At 63.3% G+C, this 18,412-nt stretch carries 19 protein-coding genes; 13 read left to right on the top strand and 6 right to left on the bottom strand.

Annotation, left to right across the window (positions count from 1 at the left end; translation table 11 throughout):
- Positions 1-166 precede the first annotated feature (166 nt).
- The 13 genes from HALLA_RS06110 to HALLA_RS06050 all read left to right on the top strand — a co-directional run bounded on the left by HALLA_RS06110 (position 167) and on the right by HALLA_RS06050 (position 11,345).
- A complete protein-coding gene (locus HALLA_RS06110; RefSeq protein ID WP_049952553.1) occupies positions 167-1,678 on the top strand; it encodes a phosphoenolpyruvate carboxykinase (ATP) in 1,512 nt (503 codons plus the stop codon).
- Between the two features lie 208 nt (positions 1,679-1,886).
- Positions 1,887-2,072: an HEWD family protein gene (locus HALLA_RS06105; protein ID WP_049952552.1), complete on the top strand. Its 186-nt coding sequence runs from the start codon at positions 1,887-1,889 to the stop codon at positions 2,070-2,072.
- A gap of 91 nt (positions 2,073-2,163) precedes the next feature.
- Complete coding sequence (gene cutA / locus HALLA_RS06100; RefSeq protein WP_049952551.1) at positions 2,164-2,466, top strand: divalent-cation tolerance protein CutA; 303 nt, start codon at positions 2,164-2,166, stop codon at positions 2,464-2,466.
- Positions 2,467-2,662: 196 nt separating this feature from the next.
- The gene (locus HALLA_RS06095) at positions 2,663-3,139 is read left to right on the top strand and encodes a 50S ribosomal protein L11 (RefSeq protein WP_049952550.1); all 477 of its coding nucleotides are present in this window, start codon (positions 2,663-2,665) and stop codon (positions 3,137-3,139) included.
- Positions 3,140-3,331: 192 nt separating this feature from the next.
- Positions 3,332-3,619 (top strand): amphi-Trp domain-containing protein, encoded by a 288-nt coding sequence (locus HALLA_RS06090; RefSeq protein ID WP_049952549.1) that lies wholly within the window; start codon positions 3,332-3,334, stop codon positions 3,617-3,619.
- A 172-nt stretch (positions 3,620-3,791) separates the two neighbouring features.
- A complete protein-coding gene (locus HALLA_RS06085) occupies positions 3,792-4,424 on the top strand; it encodes a 50S ribosomal protein L1 (RefSeq protein ID WP_049952548.1) in 633 nt (210 codons plus the stop codon).
- Between the two features lies 1 nt (position 4,425).
- A complete protein-coding gene (locus HALLA_RS06080) occupies positions 4,426-5,466 on the top strand; it encodes a 50S ribosomal protein L10 (protein WP_049952547.1) in 1,041 nt (346 codons plus the stop codon).
- Positions 5,467-5,481: 15 nt separating this feature from the next.
- Positions 5,482-5,823: a 50S ribosomal protein P1 gene (gene rpl12p, locus HALLA_RS06075; protein ID WP_049952546.1), complete on the top strand. Its 342-nt coding sequence runs from the start codon at positions 5,482-5,484 to the stop codon at positions 5,821-5,823.
- Between the two features lie 114 nt (positions 5,824-5,937).
- On the top strand, positions 5,938-7,179 hold the full coding sequence (locus HALLA_RS06070) for a tripartite tricarboxylate transporter permease (protein ID WP_049952545.1): 1,242 nt from the start codon (positions 5,938-5,940) through the stop codon (positions 7,177-7,179).
- An 85-nt stretch (positions 7,180-7,264) separates the two neighbouring features.
- A complete protein-coding gene (locus tag HALLA_RS06065; protein ID WP_049954016.1) occupies positions 7,265-8,071 on the top strand; it encodes an N-acyl homoserine lactonase family protein in 807 nt (268 codons plus the stop codon).
- A complete protein-coding gene (locus HALLA_RS06060; RefSeq protein ID WP_049952544.1) occupies positions 8,068-9,381 on the top strand; it encodes a hydroxyacid-oxoacid transhydrogenase in 1,314 nt (437 codons plus the stop codon). Before HALLA_RS06065 ends, HALLA_RS06060 begins: the two co-directional genes overlap by 4 nt.
- Positions 9,382-9,485: 104 nt before the next feature.
- Complete coding sequence (locus HALLA_RS06055) at positions 9,486-10,493, top strand: PLP-dependent cysteine synthase family protein (RefSeq protein WP_049952543.1); 1,008 nt, start codon at positions 9,486-9,488, stop codon at positions 10,491-10,493.
- A gap of 138 nt (positions 10,494-10,631) precedes the next feature.
- On the top strand, positions 10,632-11,345 hold the full coding sequence (locus HALLA_RS06050) for a hypothetical protein (protein ID WP_049952542.1): 714 nt from the start codon (positions 10,632-10,634) through the stop codon (positions 11,343-11,345).
- Positions 11,346-11,394: 49 nt separating this feature from the next.
- On the opposite strand, the gene HALLA_RS06045 is transcribed toward HALLA_RS06050, so the two are convergent.
- The 6 genes from HALLA_RS06045 to HALLA_RS06020 form a co-directional block, all read right to left on the bottom strand.
- Positions 11,395-12,339: an alpha/beta fold hydrolase gene (locus HALLA_RS06045; protein WP_084568942.1), complete on the bottom strand. Its 945-nt coding sequence runs from the start codon at positions 12,337-12,339 to the stop codon at positions 11,395-11,397.
- Entirely contained in the window at positions 12,336-12,962 is a 627-nt protein-coding gene (locus HALLA_RS06040) for a DUF5804 family protein (protein ID WP_049952541.1), read from the bottom strand. Before HALLA_RS06040 ends, HALLA_RS06045 begins: the two co-directional genes overlap by 4 nt.
- Before the next feature lie 115 nt (positions 12,963-13,077).
- Positions 13,078-14,181, bottom strand: a complete 1,104-nt coding sequence (locus tag HALLA_RS06035) for a DUF354 domain-containing protein (protein ID WP_049952540.1) — start codon at positions 14,179-14,181, stop codon at positions 13,078-13,080.
- 280 nt (positions 14,182-14,461) lie between these two features.
- Complete coding sequence (locus HALLA_RS06030) at positions 14,462-15,640, bottom strand: tRNA sulfurtransferase (protein ID WP_049952539.1); 1,179 nt, start codon at positions 15,638-15,640, stop codon at positions 14,462-14,464.
- A 108-nt stretch (positions 15,641-15,748) separates the two neighbouring features.
- Positions 15,749-17,023: an MFS transporter gene (locus HALLA_RS06025; RefSeq protein ID WP_049952538.1), complete on the bottom strand. Its 1,275-nt coding sequence runs from the start codon at positions 17,021-17,023 to the stop codon at positions 15,749-15,751.
- 116 nt (positions 17,024-17,139) lie between these two features.
- Positions 17,140-18,345 carry a methionine adenosyltransferase gene (locus HALLA_RS06020; RefSeq protein ID WP_049952537.1) on the bottom strand — a complete coding sequence of 402 codons (1,206 nt, stop codon included), beginning with the start codon at positions 18,343-18,345 and terminating at the stop codon, positions 17,140-17,142.
- Positions 18,346-18,412: the final 67 nt, after the last annotated feature.

Genomic DNA, 18,412 nt, shown 5'->3' with positions numbered 1-18,412 from the left:
CATACTTACTAGATTACGTATGTTTTTTGGCGAAGGCAGGATTCGACTATCTCAGCCGATAATTCGGTAGTAACTTCCATATGACAGCTTCAAATAGGGTAGGTAGTGACACACTTCGGTCAAAACCCTCCGGGTTTATGCATCAGGATGTTGGGTGGTCATGTATATGTCCGAAACCGGGACGGAGTCCCGTCCGCTGGTCAGACAGCTTCCGGATCCAACCACAGCGTCGAACGTCCGAACGAACCCGTCGCTCGAGCAATTGCGCGAGTTCGCGAGCCCCGACGAGACGACGACCGAATACGGGTCACCGTCGTACGTCAGCGAGGTTCGCTCCCGAAGTGCAGACCGGACGAAAAACGCGATCGACGACGAGTTTTCCGACGACGATTACGACCTGCTCGCCGACGCCGTCGCCATCGCCAACGAGCGGGAGATGCTCTGTGTCGACCGGTTGCTGGGCCGCCATCCCAACGCGACGTTTTGTTGTCGGCTGTTCGTGCCGGTCGAACACGCTCGGATCGCGCTCGCGTGGGCCAAACTGTTCGAGCCGACCGACGGTCGCGAGCCCGACTTCGTGACCGTCCATCTTCCCGACCACGACGAGCGGGAGGTCCGGGTCCTACCCGACGACGGGTTTACCGCCGTTCTCGGGACCGATTACCTCGGCGAGGCCAAGAAGTCGTTCCTGCGGCTGTTCATGCGTCGCGTGAAGGAATACGGCGGGCTCGGCCTCCACGCCGGCAGCAAGCGCGTTCGCGTCCGCGACGAGGACGGCAAACACCGGACCGTCGGCCAGGTCTTCATGGGCCTCTCTGCGACCGGTAAGTCGACCCTAACCTCACACGGCTGCTGGCTCGAGGAGCCGGAGGAAGCCGTGATGGTTCAAGACGACGTGTGTGGGTTGCTGCCCGACGGCTCGGTCCCCGGAAGCGAAGGCGAAGGACTGTTCATCAAAACGATCGGACTCGATCCCGACGAACAGCCGGGCCTCTACGAAGCGGCGACGGCCGAATCCGCCGTCCTCGAGAACGTCGCCGTCGACGACGACGGAACGGTCGATTTCGACGAGCCTCGTTACACCTCGAACTCCCGCGCGGTCGTCCAGCGCGACGAGCTCGAGAGCGCCGACGAGGAGATCGATCTCGACCGAATGGATCAGGTCTTCTTCATCACGCGCAACCCGCTCATGCCGCCGGTCGCGAAACTCGACACCGAGCAGGCCGCCGTCGCGTTCATGCTCGGCGAATCGATCGAAACCAGCGCGGGCGACCCATCGCGCGCGGGCGAGTCGATCCGCGTCGTGGGAACGAACCCGTTCATCATCGGCCCGGAAGGCGAGGAGGGCAATATTTTCCGAGACCTGATCGACGCGCTCGAGGTCGACTGTTACGTGATCAATACCGGCTATCTCGGCAACGAGTCCAAAAACATCGGCGTCACCGAGTCCGTGACGGTCCTCACGGAAGTCGCGCGCGGAACGATCGAGTGGACCGACGACGAGCGGACGGGCCTGACGATCCCCGAGTCGGTGCCGGGACTCGCCATCGAGGAGTACTACGTCCCCGACCACGTCGAGGACTACGACGACGCGCTATCCTCGCTGCGGGCGGACCGACGCGACTATCTCGAGGCGTTCGACGAACTCCGCGACGAAATCGTCGACGCCGTCTACTAAGTACTCGGGTCGCAGTTGAGCGGTGATCGATCCGGTTCGGCGGACCGGCAGGCTCTCGAGATCCGATCTGAATCACGTAAATTTACGATCGTTGAATTGCGGCTGTGCGTCGATGGCTCTCGTTGAATTCTTCACGATTTTTCGCCGATTCCTGCATCGTTTGCCTAACACAGTCACGGTTATATGTGTCCAGTTCGCATACCCGGCAATGAGCGTCGAACTTCGAACGCCGACCGCCCGCGTCTGTGAACGATGTGGTCGCGGCGAACAGTGGGACGAAACCCTCGAGGCCTGGCAGCTTGCAACCGAAAACGGCGAAAAGCAGATCGGAAATCCACACTGTCTCCACGAGTGGGACATAAACGGTGCGTTCAATCCGTTCCGCGGAAGCTAATCCGTTCACGTACCGGGGGAGTTGAGCGCTTAGCTGGGTGCTCGTTTCTCGAGGCGCGACGTTTTTCTGGCACTTAGCCGTAACCAGACCTGTGCCGACAGTCTACCTAACATCGCCGCCGGATGCGGCCGCGGAGATCGCCGAAACCGTACTCGAGGAGCGACTCGCCGCCTGCGTCAACAGGCTTCCCTCCGAGTCGATCTATCGCTGGGAAGGCAAGATCCAGCGCAAGGAGGAAGCAATTCTGCTCGCGAAGACGACCGACGACGCGTACGACGATCTCGTCTCGCGCGTTCAGGAACTGCACCCACACGAGGTGCCCTGCATCGAACGATTCGACGAGGACCACGTGCTCGAGTCGTTCGCGACCTGGCGGGCCGAGAACGTCGACTGAGCCTGCGAATCGACCGACTGCCCGGTGCTGAGCCGATGGGGATTACGATCTCGAGTCAGCGCGGACTATCGACCTCGAGTGACGTAGCGTGACGACTGTGCGGTCGCCGCGGTCCGAACTAACCCTGTCAGACTGTCACAGGATCGGACTGCCCGAAAAAGCAACCCTTAAAACTCGAGCGAGGATTCATTCGGGTATGGCTGGAACCATCGAAGTGCTCGTTCCGGGTGGCCAGGCCAACCCTGGCCCACCGCTCGGTCCCGAGCTCGGACCGACGCCCGTCGACGTGCAGGCGGTCGTCAACGACATCAACGAACAGACCGAAGCATTCGACGGCACCGAAGTACCCGTCACCGTCGAATACGACGAGGACGGCTCCTACTCGATCGACGTCGGCGTTCCGCCGACGGCGGCGCTCGTCAAAGACGAGGCCGGCTTCGAGACGGGAAGCGGCGAACCGCAGGTCGATTTCGTCGCCGACATCTCGGTCGAACAGGTCAAAACGATCGCCGAGCAGAAACATCCGGATCTGCTCGCCTACGATACGAAAAACGCCGCCAAGGAGGTCGTCGGCACCTGCGCCTCGATGGGCGTCACCATCGAAGGCGACGATGCCCGCGAGTTCAAGGCGAAGGTCGACGACGGCGAGTACGACGACGTTCTCGTCGAGTAAGTCGAGAGCTCCCGGCCGAGCTCCGCGATTTTCGTTGTTCGTCGGTTCCAAAGAGGCTTCTCCGCCCCGCGTAACCGTCCTCGAGCGGCCGATACCCGGTCGAGATGCAACTGTCCTCGAGGCAGCGATAACCGCCAGCTGCTGGCACATTTTGGGAGTACCATTATTCGTCTGGACGTGAAATAGAGACGTATGTCCGACGAGGAGACAGAAGTCGAGTACGAAGGCACGCTTTCACGCGAAGACATCGCAACCCACTTCGAGACGTTCGCGGAAAACTTGCGAGAATCAGACGGGTTTGACATCGAAATCGGCGACGAAGCCGTCTCGATCAGCCCGCCCGATTCGCTCGAGTTCGAAGTCGAACTCGAGGACGAACCGGAAGACGACGGCGTCGAACGAAGTATCGAGTTCGAACTCGAGTGGATGCGAACCGACGAGGAGGATCCGCTCCCCGAGTCGAAAGAGTTCGAGGAGTAATCGAACGCCGACGAACTCGCATCGATCGTGTCGTTGCTTGTCATGGCGTCTGTCGTCCGCGAGCGCGCGGTTCGACGGTTTTAAGTTCGTCATGGGACTTCTCTCAAAGGAGACAGGCTTCGCCTGTTTCACTGACCCGTAGGAGCATCCCTGCGTACTACGGAGGTGAACGATGGCAAATTCGGATATCGAAACAGCAGTCGCTCGAGCGCTCGAGGACGCGCCGGATCGGAACTTTACCGAGACGGTCGACCTCGCAGTCAACTTGCGCGACCTAGACCTAGACGAACCGTCGAATCGTGTCGACGAGTCCGTCGTCTTGCCGTCCGGAACCGGCCAGGAAACCCAAATTATCGTCATCGCCGAGGGAGAAACTGCAGTCCGCGCCGAAGAGGTCGCGGACGACGTTCTCTCGGGCGACGACGTGGCCGATCTGGACGACGACGAGGCCAAAGACCTCGCAGACGAGACGGACTTCTTCATCGCCGAAGAGGAGATGATGCAAGATATCGCCCGGCACCTCGGGACCATTCTCGGTCCGCGAGGGAAGATGCCGGACCCGCTCTCGCACGACCAGGATGTCGTCGAGACCGTCAACAGACTCAAAAACACGGTTCAGATTCGCTCGCGGGACCGACGCACGTTCCACACGCGCGTCGGTGCCGAAGACATGAGCGCAGAGGAGATCGCCGACAACGTCGACGTTATTCTTCGTCGACTTCACGCCGATCTCGAGAAGGGCCCACAGAACATCGATTCAGTCTTCCTGAAGACGACGATGGGCCCGTCCGTGGAGGTGGCCTGAGATGAGCGCAGAAGCCGAGCGCAAAACTGAGAACCTGCCACAGTGGAAAGAAGCGGAAGTCGCCGAACTCTCGGAGCTCATCGAGAACTACGAGAGCATCGGCGTCGTCGGCATCGCCGGCATTCCGAGCAAACAACTCCAGGACATGCGCCGCGGCCTCCACGGCACCGCCGTGGTCCGCGTCAGCCGAAACACGCTCCAGACGCATGCACTCGAGGAGGCCGGACTCGACGAACTCGTCCCCCACATCGAGGGACAGGTCGGGCTGGTCGCGACGGACAGCAATCCGTTCGCACTCTACAAGGAACTCGAGGCATCGAAGACGCCCGCCCCGATCAACGAGGGCGAGGTCGCCCCGAACGATATCGTCATCCCGGAAGGTGACACCGGCGTCGATCCCGGTCCGTTCGTCGGCGAACTCCAGAGCATCGGCGCGAACGCGCGCATCGAGGACGGATCGATTCAGGTCATGGAGGACTCGACGGTCCTCGAAGCCGGCGAAGAAGTGTCGGCCGACCTCTCGAACGTGCTCAACGAACTCGGCATCGAACCCAAGGAGGTTGGTCTCGACCTTCGTTCGGTCGTCGCCGAGGGCGTGCAGTTCGACCCCGAAGATCTCGACATCGACATCGACGCCTACGAGAGCGACGTGGCGACGGCGGCCGCCCGCGCACGGAACCTCGCGATCAACGCGACGTTCCCGACCGAGGCGACCGCACCGACGCTCATCGCGAAGGCGACGGGCGAGGCAAAGAGCCTCGGCCTGCAGGCGTCGATCGAGTCCCCGGACCTCGCCGACGATCTCGTGAGCAAGGCGGACGCACAGCTTCGTGCGCTCGCCGCGCAGATCGACGACGAGGAGGCGCTGCCGGAGGAACTCCAGGGCGTCGAGGTGCCGACTGCCACGCAGGCGGAGCCCGACGACGAAGACGAATCGGCTGACGACCAAGACGAATCCGACGACCAAGACGCCGAGGCAGACACGGACGATGACGACGACGAGGACGCTGGCGGCGAAGGTCTCGGTGCGATGTTCGGATAATTTGAACTTAAGACAATGGAATACGTATACGCTGCACTCATCCTGAACGAAACGGACGAAGAGATCAACGAAGACAACCTGACGGACGTACTCGACGCAGCCGGCGTCGACGTCGAAGAGTCCCGAGTCAAGGCGCTCGTCGCCGCGCTCGAGGATGTCGACATCGACGAGGCCGTCGACGAGGCCGCAGCAGTTCCTGCCGCGGGCGCCGCAGCAGGCGGCGCGGCCCCAGCGGAAGGCGGCGCTGACGAAGGCGGAGACGACGAAGCGGCTGAGGAAGACGCAGCCGACGAAGACGACGATGACGACGAGGACGAAGGCGACGGCGGCGAAGGACTCGGCGAACTCTTCGGCTAATTCGCCTCGAGACGATTTTCCGTTCTTTCGACGATACGTTCGTAGTGCAGCTACCGCCTAGCCGAACGGGGACTCATCCGAGAGTTGATAACCGATCCCGCGGCCAGCCCCGGCATGGCGGTCCCCGCTCTCGAGTCGCTGGTCGATCCCGCACTGTCGGCCCAGCTAGTCGCGTGGATACTCGCGGGCATCGTCCTCGGGTGCTGTAGCGGGCTGGTTCCGGGACTACACGCGAACAATTTCGCGTTGCTGCTGGCGGGGGTCGCACCCTCGGTTCCCGGGCCGCCGCTGTTCGTCGGCTGTGCGATGCTCGCGGCGGGCGTCGTCCACACGTTCGTCAACGCGGTGCCGGCGATGGCGCTCGGGGTTCCCGACGCCGAGATGGCGATCACCGCGCTCCCGGCACACCGAATGGTGTTAGATGGTCGCGGCTTCGAAGCGATCCGACTCTCGGCGCTCGGAAGCATCCTCGCCGTTCTCGCAGCGATTCCGCTCGCGCTCCCGATCACCTGGAGCGTCACCGCCGTCTATCCCACGATCCGGTCGAATCTCTCGCTCGTGCTCGCGATGATCGTCGTCGCACTGATCGCCTCGGAACGCACCTGGAAACGATGTGCTGGCGCACTCCTCGCGTTCGGTCTGGCGACGGCTCTCGGTGTCCTGACACTCGATTTCGATCCGAACTCCCCGCTCGAGGCCGGCGGCATGCTCGCACCGCTTTTCGCGGGGTTGTTCGGCGCACCGGTGTTGATCGAAGCGATTCGCGGCGGTGGCGTCCCGCCCCAGCACGACGACGAAATTCGGATGCCGCGTCGACTGGTCGGGATAACGGCGCTTGCGGGTTCGTTCGCGGGTGCCGTCGTCGGGTACATTCCGGGCATCTCCGCGGCCATCGCGGCGGTCGCCGTCCTCGTCTTCGTTCCGGGAGAGTCGGATAATCGGGGCTATATCGTCGCGACGAGCGGCGTCGACACGTCCAACTCGATTTTCGCACTATTTGCGCTCGTCTCGCTCGGACAGCCTCGAACTGGCGTCATGATCGCCTTCGACAACGCGAACGCACCGCTCGATGTGCCGGTTTTACTCTTGAGCATCCTCCTTGCGGGCGTAGCCGGCTTCGTTCTCGTGATCTGGATCGGCGACGTGTACCTCGAGTTCGTCGGTCGACTCGCCTACTGGAAGATCTCGGTGGTCGTCCTGGGGCTGTTGCTCGTCCTCTCGTATCTGTTCACCGGGGTCGTGGGCGTCGGCGTGTTCGTCGTCGCAGCCGCGATCGGAATGGTTCCGGTTCGGCTTCGGACGCGGCGCGTGCACCTCATGGGCGTGCTGATCGGCCCCCTGATGATCGGGATCTGACTGGCAACCGCCCCACCGCTGGAACGCTCTATCCTGAACGAACGATTATGTATGACCATGGTGTAGCATGTTGTGGTGTTGTACCATGGTTGATGCTTCCATCGACGTCCTGTATCGCGGGGCACTCGAGTGCGATCAAAACTACATGATCGAGGGCGAAACGCTCGGGACGAAAAACGAGCCGAACCCGGACCTGACCTACGACGAGATTCCAGTCTGGAACCTCGTCATCGACCATCCCAAGGGGACCATCCTCTGGGACACCGGTTCGCACCACGACGCCCTCGAGGGCCACTGGCCCGAGGAACTCGCGCAGGCGTTTTACCCCTACGACGCCCACGAGTATCCGCTAGACGAAGTTCTCGAGGAACACGGCTACGGACTCGAGGACATCGACTACGTGTTCCAGACCCACCTGCACTTAGACCACGCCGGCGGGTTGGAGTTTTTCGACGGTACGGACGTACCGATTTTCGTCCACGAGCGCGAACTCAAGTTCGCCTACTACAGCGCGAAGACCGACAAGGGAAGCGGCGCGTACATCCTCGAGGACTTCGATCACGACCTGAACTGGCGAGTCCTTCACCGCGACCGGGAGCAACACTTCGAGGACGTAGAATTCGTGCGCTTCCCCGGTCACACGCCCGGTCTGACTGGGACGATGGTCCACCTCGACGGTGACGGAACCGTCGTTTTCACGGGCGACCAGGTCTATCAGTCGCCGAACTACGAAGACGAGCAACCGCTCGGCGCGTCGTTGCTCTGGGGAAAAACCGAGTGGTACGAGAGTTTGAGACGGATCAAGGAGTTCGAACGTCGCCACGACGCGGCGGTCGTCTACGGGCACGACGCCGATCAGTTCGAGGAGATCCGCGAGGGGTGGGGACAGTGAGTTACGACCGGTCGGTTTCCGCGGAGCAACACGCGCTTGAGCCCGAAACCGTCTGGCACCTGCAGATGCCCCAGATCCGGTTCGGTCGGGACGCAGTCGAGGAACTGGGATTTCAGCTCGGGGACCTCGGCGTCGACGAGGGCGCACACGGACTGGTCGTTACCGACGAAAACCTCGCCGGTATCGGTCACGTCGATCGGGTCACCGACCACCTCGAGGACGCCGGCTACGACGCGACAGTCTGGAAGGATGTCGAACGCGAGCCGTCGCTCGAGGTCGTCGGCGAGTGCATTTCGTTCGTTCGCGAGAACGAAGGCGAGGACGGATACGACTTCTACCTCGGGTTCGGCGGCGGAAGCTGCATCGACGTCGCGAAAACGACGCGTGCAGTGATCGCCAACGGTGGCGAGGCGCTCGATTATATCGCCGAACCGACCGGTAGCGGGGACGCGCTGACCGAGTCGGGACCGCCGCTCGTCCTCATGCCGACGACGGCCGGGACCGGTGCCGAAATCTCGCCCGTCGCCATCCTCTCCGTCGAGGAACAGGAGATCAAGGAAGGAATCTCGAGCAACCACATCCGGGCGGACGCGGCCGTGCTCGACCCGACGTTCACGACGACGCTACCGCCGGAGACGACAGCCAAAACCGCGATGGATGCGCTCGGTCACGCGATAGAGGGCTACACCACGCATCCGTTCGACGGGCTGCTTCGCGCTACGGATCCGCAAGAACGGCCAGTCTACGCCGGCCGGACGGAACTCACCGAGATGTTCTCCGAGAAGGCGATCGATCTGCTCTCTACCAACGTTCGAACCGCCGTTCACAACGGCGACGATATCGAGGCTCGAGCGGGAATGCTCAAGGGCGCGTTGTTCGGCGCGATCGCGGGGCTCACCGCGGGCGCGAGTCTCTGCCACGCGATGGCCTATCCCGTCGGAAACCGATACCACACCTATCACGGGGAGACGATCGCCGTGCTCACGCCGGCCTCGACGCTCGGCTACAACGCCGCGAGCGATCCGGAACGGTTCGCCGAAGTGAGCAGGCTGCTGGGAGCCGACACTGAGGGTATGGGTGCTCGAGAAGCGGCCGATCTCGCCCGCGAGGAATACGTCCGTCTCCAGCGGGATCTGAACGTCATCCCGAGCGGGCTCAACGAACTCGCGGGGATCACCGAGGATGATATCGACTGGCTCGCGAGCCAGACGGTCGAAACCCAGCAGCGATTGCTTCGGTGTAATCCGCGACCCGTAACGGAGGCCGACGCGACCGAGATATTCCGGGACGCGTTGTACAACTGGGAGTAGGTGTCGTCCGCGTCGCAGTCGCGGCTCGGAGCCGGAAACGGGACACCGGCACGTCCTGCCGAGGTCCAGCACCGGTTTACGTCTCGATGCCGTAGCTGATCGTAATGAAGGGGAGCATCCTGGAAACCATCGGATCGCCGCTCGTCCAGGTGGACTCGCCGGAGGGGGTAACGATCGCCGCCAAGATCGAATCGTTCAACCCCGGCGGGTCTGCCAAGGACCGACCGGCGCTCGAGATGGTCCGAACGGCCGAACGCGAGGGACTGATCGAGCCCGGCGACCGCCTCGTCGAGCCGACCAGCGGAAACACCGGAATCGGGCTCGCCCTCGTCTGTGCCGCTCGAGGCTACGATCTCACGATCGTGATGCCGTCGTCGAAATCCGAGGAGCGCCGGCAAATTATGGCGGCCTACGGCGCCGACCTCGAGCTCGTCGACGGCGAGATGGAAGACGCCCGCGAGCGCGCGGACGAACTCGAGGCCGAGGGAGCGATTCAGCTCGGCCAGTTCGAGAACCCGGCCAATCCGGCGGCCCACTACCGGACGACCGGCGAGGAAATCGTCGAACAGGTCGGTGAACGAGAGGTCGACGCCCTCGTCGCCGGCGTCGGCACCGGCGGCACCCTTTCGGGTATCGGCAAGCGGCTCCGCGAAGAGTTCCCCGATATCGACATCGTTGCCGTCGAACCGGAACGCAACGCCGTCCTCTCGACCGGCGAATCCGGGAGCGACGACTTTCAGGGAATGGGGCCGGGATTCGTCAGCGATAACCTCGATAGAGACCTGATCGATTCGGTCGAGACGGTGCGACTCGAGGACGCCGAAGACGAGTGTCGTCGGCTCGCGCGCGAGGAAGGCGTCCTCGTCGGGCAGTCGAGCGGCGCGACGAGCATCGTCGCCCGCCGCGTGGGTGAGCGGATCGCGGATCCCGAACTGAACTGCCCCGAACCGACGGACGCGTTCGACGGAGACGCAGCGCCGACGGAACCCCGGCCTGACGGAAGCGGCACGCTGGGCGGCGCAGAGTCCGGCGAGTTCGACGACTGTCCGCTGGTCGTCACCGTCTTCTGGGACAGCGGCGAGCGGTACCTCTCGACCGGCCTGTTCGACTAACCTACTTTTCGACCGACCTATTCGGCTACCGGATTCAGACGCACCCACAGCACCGCCGCTGGCGACCCCGTCGTTCGATGAAATACGTCTTTTAGCTAGCCGGAGATACATATTCCCGACCGGTGTACCATCACCTGTATGTCAGGCCTCTCACGACGACACCTCCTCGCCGGCACAGCAGGATTGGTCACGCTCACTGCAGGCTGTCTCGGTGATGGAGGACTAGCCACCTCACCGGGTCCTGCGGGCGACGGCGAAAACGCCACGGACGACGACGATGCAGACGATAACGACGTCGGAGACGATGCCACCGAAAACGACGATCCGCTCGAGTCGACGACGGTCACGTTCCAGCACGGCGACCGGCCGGAAGATCCCACGGTCGACCTGTTGACGAGCGAAGACCAGGCGGACCGCTGGGTTTCGGATCGATCGATCGCCGCCGACACCGTTTCCGAGTTCGTCGACGAGACGGACTTCGAGGAGGCGGGCGTGATCGCGCTCGAGGCCGGGGCGAACACCACGTGCTACGAGATGGCGGTCGAATCCGTCGGCCTCGAGGACGAGACGGTGACCGTTCGCGCCGAAGTCACCGAGACGGGTGGCGAGGATCAACTGTGCGCCCAACAACTCACGGCGGTCGGCGCGCTCGTCCGCGCGTCGGTCGACGCCGAACAACCCTCCTCGATTTCGGCTACGATCGTCGATGCCGACGGGACCGAACACGGACGCGGAGCCAACGTCTCGAGCGGGAGCGCAAGTGCGAGCGTGTCCAAGTCCGTCTCGACGAATCGATCCGAGGGGGAGAGCGGTTCCGACGGCGACTCGGGCACCGACACCGGGTCCGACTAGTCGGTTTCCGCTCTCGGTCTCGAGGGCAGTTCCGTCCCGGTGTCCGATCTCAGGCGCTGGTGCCGTTCTCGGCATCGGATCTTTTCTCGGCGTCAGTACCGTTCTCGAGAAAATCCCGTAGGCGCTCGACGAACGCTTCAGGCCGTTCGCGCGGAACCCAGTGGCCGCAGTCCTCGACGAGTTCGAGCCGCGAATCGGGGAGCAGTTCGTGGGCTCGCTTCGACCAGCGAACGGGAAAGAGCGGATCGTCGACGCCGTGAACGAGCAGCGTCGGCACCGACAGCGACTCGAGGTCGTCCGTAAAGTCCGTCCGGGCGTCGCCCTCGGCGGTTATCTCCGCGCGTTGGAACGCCTCGAAGGCGGTTCCGGCACCGGGTTCGCTCGCTCGAGCGCGAAACGCGTCGACGAACTCGGGCTCGAGTTGGCCTGCGTCGGCGACGACGTTCGCGAGCGCCAGTCGAGCGGTTTCCGTCGAGAGGCTCATCGTCGCCCAGCCGAACGAGTTCGCGCCGGGGACGTGTGCCGCGCTCTTGAAGAACTGGCCGCCCGGAATCCGGCGTCCGAGTCCGTAACTATCGACGAGTCCGAGCGCCGCGACGGTCTCCGGATGCTCGAGTGCGTAGCCGAGCGCGGCGCCACCGCCCATCGAGATGCCGGCGAGGGTGATCGGCTCGTCCTCGAGGCCGGTTTCGGCGAGAAACCCCTCGAGGACGGAGACGTAGCTCTCGATCGTCTGCTCGCCGACGGGAGCATTGTTTCCACCGGTAGCGACACTGTCGCCGTACCCCGGCCAGTCGGGCGCGTAGACCCGATAGTCGTCGGCGAGGGCGTCGATGGTGTGTTTCCACGAGAGCGTCGCGTCGTCGACGCCGCCGCCGTGGAGCAAAACGACGGGGTCGCCGCTGGTTCCGGCGCGGCGGTAGCTGAGACGAGTCTCCGACCGTCCTTCCGCCCCGTTCGGCGGAATCGTCACGACGCCGGTGCCGCCCGTCATTGGGTGAACTCCGCTTCGGTGAGTCGGACGACGAGCGTTTCCTCGACGTCCCGGAGGTCATATTCGGGAAGGTCTCCGTCGGTCCGTCGAACGTACAGCGGTTCGACCAGCTTCTGTGGGCCGAACGCCGTCGCGACGCGACGATCCGACGGCTGTTCGGGGGGTTCGTCGCTCGACTCGAGTTCGGGATCCGCCGATCCAGGGCGGTCCGGCTCGATGTTGCTCTCTTTGTCGCCGGTCGACTCGGCGTCCAACCCTGGCGCTGTGTCTCCCGTTTCGGCAGTATCGGGCGTCTCGAGGCCGTAGACTTTGCAAAACTCACCCGTCCCTTCGGGTTCGACCTCGCCGTTTCGGAGCTGTTCGGCCAGTCGCCGCGAGAGCCACTCCTCGTCGTCGATGCTCGGCTCCCGAACGAGACACTCCTCGACGAACCGCGTGAGGTACCACTGCAGATCGTTGAGCAGTGACACGGCGGCTCCGACGCTGACGGTTCGAACCGCGAGCGCGTTCTCGAACGGGCGCTCGAGATCGTACGTCGCCAGCGCCTCCCTGGACGTCTCTCGAGAGAGCAGTTCGTACTGGAGGTTCACACCGTCTTCCCCGATGAGACAGACGCGGGTCACTGTTGAGTTGTGCGCGGGACTCGGTAATGTGGGTTTCGCCTCCGCGTTCCGATCGAGAGACAGGATTCCCAGAAATCGTCCGGTCACGGGCCATTCATCGCGAGGGTGACCCCGCTTACTGGTTCGGCACGCGCGTCGCCTGGGCTCGCCCGCCAGTCCTCGAGACGACGCGGTCGACATCCCCACGGGCTTCTGCGACGTCGACGATCAGGTCCGTCAGATTGACCAAACCGCTCACGTAGGCGTCGCGGCGTTCACGACGGCGAGTACGAATGCGTTTGTCCTGCAGGATCTCGAGGGAACGGGCCTTGACGCGCTCGTAGCGGTCGCAGTCTTCGATTAGCCCCGCGTCCTCGAGTGCGGCGAATTCGCCGAATTCGCGGTCTTCGGTGCCGCCGTAGCGGATCGCCGGCGTTCCGAGCAGCCCCGCTTCGGTGACGATCGTTCCCGTGTCCGCGACGAGGAGGTGTGCCTCCCGGATCGCGTCGTGGAGCAACGCCGGATGGAGATCGTATTCGCGCGCCGGGAGGTCTCGAAAATCCATCGTCCCGGCCTCGTCGGAGACGAAGACGGTCGCCTCCTCGGCGAGCGACTCGAGAAGGTCTCGCCGTTGGGACAGCGAAAAGCCCACCGCGCCGACGTCGTGAAGCGCGTCGAAGGCGTTGAACCGAGCGATCGCGTACTGCTCGTCGTCGGCGACGCCGAGTCGGTCGCGAATGTCGGGGATCGGCTCGTAGACCTCCGGGTGGAGGTACGCACACTCTTTGAACCCGTCGAAGGTGTAATGATTCGAACCGAGATCGCGACGGGTCACGTGCGGGGTGATGATCGCGTCGGCGAAGGGCCGTGAGACGGTGTGGTTGAAGTCCCCCGGTTCATCGTCGAGAATCAGGACGGTTGGAGCCGCGGTAACGACCCCCGAAAACGCGGCGTACGGTCCGCGGCCGAAGAGCACGTCAGGCCGAAAGCGCCGGGCCTCGAGTGCGATTGCTGCGAGCTGTCCGGTGAGTTCGCTCGCGAACTCGAGCCGGGAGTATGCGGTTGCTTCGTGACTGCCGTACACTCTGTACGTGATACCAAAAAAATCCAGAAGGTCGGTTGTGCATCCATACTCGCGGGCCAGAACGAGCACCTCGTGGCCTCGTTCGACGAGCCGATCGATAGCGTTCCTGTACGTGTGGACGTGTGCCGGCGTATTCGTGAAGATGAGAACCCGCATCGGGTCGACGTTCCCACTATCGACCCTTTGTAATTAGAATGGTACAACTGACGGTGCACGGTTCTGTCAACAATACACACATTAGCGGGCCGCTATATGTGCGTACGCGCCCCGGAACAATCGGGTAACTGTTACATACACCCGGATAGCCGTCACCTATGGTGGTCGTCAAAAGCGGCTCGATAGCACCGCAGCCGTGTCAGTTGGCTACCGCGGCGGAAATACTGCTGCCCAAGGATGGCGTTTCCCACAGATCGGTTACGTGTTCGACCCGGTTCGATCACGGTTCGATCAGATCCGCATCGTTGGCCGCCGCCGTCGCCCGCTCGAGCAGGCCATCCGGTTCGACCGCCAGAAGTCGCTCGAGTCGCGCGTTGGTTTCGGCTCGGTCGGGCGCGACCCGATTACAGCCCGCGTCGATGGTCGAATCGGCGTAGGTTCCGATCTCGCGGGCCGTCGCGACGATATCCTGCTTGTCTCGAGTGAGCAGCGGGCGGTGGATCGGCAGGTCGGTGACGCGACTGGTGACCCCGAGATTCTGTGCGGTTTGACTCGATTTCTGCCCGATCGCTTCGCCGGTCACAATCGCGCTCGCGCCCGTCCGTTCGGCGATCTGTTCGGCGACCCGATAGAAAAACCGGCGAAGGGACAGCATCCGTCCCGTTTCCATCTCCTCGACGAGGTGCGCCACCGTCTCGCCGCCGGGAATTCGGTAGACGCGCAGGTCGAAGTTCGGCGCGTACTGGGTGAGTATGCGAACGGTTTCCATCGCCCGCGCCTCGTGGTCGATCCCGCCGTACTCGCCCAAATCGACGTAGACCGGCACGATCGGCGAACCCCGTTTCATGATCTCGTAGGCGGCGACGGGCGAGTCGATGCCGCCGCTTACCAGCGCGACCATCGGCTCCTGAGAGCCAAGCGGGAGTCCGCCCGGTCCAGAAACCGAATCGAGGTAGACGAACGCCTCTTCCTCACGGATTTCGACGCCGAACGTGAGGTCCGGATCCTCGAGGTCGACTTCCGGTTCGAACTCGTCTTCGACGGCCTCCCAGATGGCGGTGCCGCCCTCTCGAGCGACGTCCTCGCTCGTGTAGGGGAGTCGTTTGTCCGCGCGGCGGGCGTCGACGGCGAACGAGCCGCCGGTGTAGTGTCGGCGCGCGGTTTCGGCCAGCACGTCGTAAATCGCCTCGCGATCGGGCTCGAGGGTGACAGCGGCGCTGGCGGAGACGACGCCGAACGTCGATGCAGCGGCCTCGACGGCCGCTTCGACGTCGGCCTCGTCGGTTGTGATCAACGGTCGATGCCAACGCCGATCGACCGCGCCGGAGACCGACCGGTCCTCGAGCGCGGCCTCGAGGTTCTCGACGAGGATGCGAAGCATGTACCGCTTGACGGTCGTACTTTTGGTGTTCAGATCCCCGTGGCGAACGAGGACGGTGTCGGCTCCCGGCGGGTGCATAGCGTTCGATAGATGGGGCTCGCTATAAGGGGGTTACGAGGTAGTTCGACGGCTGGTTCGTTCGAACGACGCCTCGCACGAACGTACCTAGACGGCCGGTTCGGCGGCTTAGACGGCCGACTCGTCGACCGTGGGGCTGAGACTCCCCGTGTGCGTATAGATTCCCGCGACGAGAACGACGGCCCCACAGAGCGGAATGAAGACGCTGAGGGTGTAGATGAAGTCGAACCCGATCGACTGTGCGATCGGAACCGCGATCAGCGGACCGAGTCCGCCGCCGACGTCGCCGAGGACGTTGTTCGTGGCCATCGCACGCCCCATCCGCTCTTCTGGCGTGAGATCGGCCAGTAGCGCCGTAAGCGGTCCGCCGACGCCGCCCTGGCCGGCACCGATGAGGCCGCAGGCCACGACGACGAACCAGAACGATGGTGCCGTCGTCAGGACGACGAACCCGAGACAGTTCGTGAGCAAGAAACAGACGAGCACGGGCACGCGGGCTCCGACTCTGTCGCTGATGGCTCCCCCGGAAATCGTGAACACCGCGCCGGAGAGGACCGAGACGGCCATCAACAATCCGGAGGTCCCCTGCTCCTCGTAGTCGATAGCGTACCCAAGGAGTTCGACGGAGAGGGTCAGCGACTCGGCCTCAAGGTAGACGACGAGCGTCGAGAACAACACGCCGACGTACGCGAAGTAGAGGCCGAAATTGACCAGTCCGACGGTGACCGCCGGGAGCGTCAACTCGACGTCCAACGGCGAAACCGATCTGTCGGGGGATTCGACGTGCGTTTCCGGGACGATAAAATAGGCGATCACGCTCGCCAATCCCGCGAACGCTGCGGCCATGACGAACGCCGCCGCGTTACTGTATAATTCGCTGACGAGGCCGCCGAGTACCATCCCCGCCGGGAATCCGAACGTGATGCCGGCCCGGACGATACCCATGCTAGTGCCGCGCGAAGCGGTTTCGCTAACATCTGCTGTAATCGTATACGCCGTCGCGAACACGAGCGCGCTTCCGACCCCCCACATGACCCGTGCGAGGACGAACCAGAACTCGGGAACGTCGGGCACGAACGGGATCTCCGGGGCGAGGATAGCGACGACGTACCCGAACGTGGCGACGCCTTCGATAGCCAGTCCCGCGATGAACGGCGTTCGCGTTCCGATCCGATCGACGAGGATGCCCGCCGGCGCGTTCGCGAACAGCCGCGTCCACCGATTCGCAGAGAGAATCACGCCGACCATAAACGCCGAGATGCCGAGCACCTCGCCGAGGTTCGGCAGGATTGGGAAGATCACGCCGCCCCCGAATCCGACGAAGAAGGTGCTCGCGACGACGGCGAGCACGACCGCTCGAGCGTTCGGAGCCGACTCAGACACTACTGGGACACCACAGTGTTTCGGTTCGTAGTACAGGTTCGCGAGACACGCTAATGATTATTCCGAACGCTCGCGAGCGTCCAGGATTCGGCTCGAAAAGAGGGGGGCTCGAGGCCTTAGAACGTCGATAGCTCGCCGTCGATGACGCGGCGAGTGATGTCGGTGACGTTGGCGAGTCCGTCGTCGACGATGGCTTCGATTTCCTCTTCGACGTCGGAGAGGACGACGCCGTCTTCGGTGACGACGTGTACGTCCGCGACGTGGGGTTGGTCGATCGGTCGTCCGATCTGACTGAGCAGTCGCACGCGCAGGTCGCGAATACCGTCGACGTCCTCGACGACCCGTTCTGCGATGTCGGTCGACAGCAGGTTGTAGATCTTCCCGATGTGATTGACCGGATTCTTCCCGCTGGTGGCTTCCATCGACATCGACCGGTTCGGCGAGATGAGCCCGTTGGCGCGGTTACCGCGACCGACGGAGCCGTCGTCGCCCTGCTCGGCGGAGGTCCCCGTCACGGTCAGGTAGATCGCTCCCTCGTCGTAGTCGTCGGCGGTGTTGACGTAGACGTTCACGTCGCGGTCGGTATACTCCGTGGCGATCTCCTCGATGAACTCGCGAACCGATTCGACGGCGTCGATGTACGCGTCCATGTTCGGGAGGTACTCGTCGATCATCGCCGCGGCGACGGTGACGTCGATCTGATCGCCCTCGCGTTTGCCCATGATCTTCACGTCGGGTCCGAGATACGGGTTGTCGTCGGCGAACTCGCCGTTGAGTCGACTCTCCGCGTTGTATACGATCTGTTCGGTTTCCGAGAGCGGCGCGTGACCGACGCCGAAACTCGTGTCGTTAGCCATCGGGACGGTCACTTCGTCCTCGCCGAAGACCTCCTGCAGATCGCCGCTTCCTTCGCCCAGTTTCACGTCGACGACGATGTCCTCGCCGTAGGTGAGCTGTGGAATCTCGGACTCGAGATACTCGCGCGCGGCTTTGAGCGCGATCGTCTCGGTCGGAATCGTCTGTCCCTCGTAGCGTTTGGTGGCTCGACCGACGATGAGCACGTAAATCGGATCGACGACTTCGCCGCCGCCGAACGCCGGCGCGGCTTCGCCGGCCACGAGTTGGGTCTCGTCGGTGTTGAAGTGCAAGACTTTGCCGACGCGCTCGAGATATTCGCGCGCCAGCGCCCCGGCGACGTGCTCGGCGATGCCGTCACAGATCGAATCGGGGTGCCCGATCCCCTTTCGCTCGACGATTTCGACTTCCTGATCCTCGACTGCCCGTCGGTCGATCGGTTCGACCCTGATGTTCCGCTCGCTCATTGGATAGTCTTTCTTCGAGCGTGGTTCTATAACTTGCGGAAACAGTTCCGGACGATAATATGCCCCG

It is taken from the genome of Halostagnicola larsenii XH-48, from assembly GCF_000517625.1.
Lineage (GTDB): Archaea > Halobacteriota > Halobacteria > Halobacteriales > Natrialbaceae > Halostagnicola > Halostagnicola larsenii.
This window is presented reverse-complemented; position numbering and strand designations above follow the sequence as displayed.

Bases quoted from the DNA above. Each gene is read 5' to 3' on its own strand.
- HALLA_RS06110 (WP_049952553.1), top strand. From the start codon at position 167: ATGTCCGAAACCGGGACGGAGTCCCGTCCGCTGGTCAGACAGCTTCCG.
- HALLA_RS06105 (WP_049952552.1), top strand. From the start codon at position 1,887: ATGAGCGTCGAACTTCGAACGCCGACCGCCCGCGTCTGTGAACGATGT.
- HALLA_RS06095 (WP_049952550.1), top strand. From the start codon at position 2,663: ATGGCTGGAACCATCGAAGTGCTCGTTCCGGGTGGCCAGGCCAACCCT.
- HALLA_RS06090 (WP_049952549.1), top strand. From the start codon at position 3,332: ATGTCCGACGAGGAGACAGAAGTCGAGTACGAAGGCACGCTTTCACGC.
- HALLA_RS06085 (WP_049952548.1), top strand. From the start codon at position 3,792: ATGGCAAATTCGGATATCGAAACAGCAGTCGCTCGAGCGCTCGAGGAC.
- HALLA_RS06080 (WP_049952547.1), top strand. From the start codon at position 4,426: ATGAGCGCAGAAGCCGAGCGCAAAACTGAGAACCTGCCACAGTGGAAA.
- rpl12p (WP_049952546.1), top strand. From the start codon at position 5,482: ATGGAATACGTATACGCTGCACTCATCCTGAACGAAACGGACGAAGAG.
- HALLA_RS06070 (WP_049952545.1), top strand. From the start codon at position 5,938: ATGGCGGTCCCCGCTCTCGAGTCGCTGGTCGATCCCGCACTGTCGGCC.
- HALLA_RS06065 (WP_049954016.1), top strand. From the start codon at position 7,265: ATGGTTGATGCTTCCATCGACGTCCTGTATCGCGGGGCACTCGAGTGC.
- HALLA_RS06055 (WP_049952543.1), top strand. From the start codon at position 9,486: ATGAAGGGGAGCATCCTGGAAACCATCGGATCGCCGCTCGTCCAGGTG.
- HALLA_RS06050 (WP_049952542.1), top strand. From the start codon at position 10,632: ATGTCAGGCCTCTCACGACGACACCTCCTCGCCGGCACAGCAGGATTG.
- HALLA_RS06045 (WP_084568942.1), bottom strand. From the start codon at position 12,339: ATGACGGGCGGCACCGGCGTCGTGACGATTCCGCCGAACGGGGCGGAA.
- HALLA_RS06035 (WP_049952540.1), bottom strand. From the start codon at position 14,181: ATGCGGGTTCTCATCTTCACGAATACGCCGGCACACGTCCACACGTAC.
- HALLA_RS06030 (WP_049952539.1), bottom strand. From the start codon at position 15,640: ATGCACCCGCCGGGAGCCGACACCGTCCTCGTTCGCCACGGGGATCTG.
- HALLA_RS06020 (WP_049952537.1), bottom strand. From the start codon at position 18,345: ATGAGCGAGCGGAACATCAGGGTCGAACCGATCGACCGACGGGCAGTC.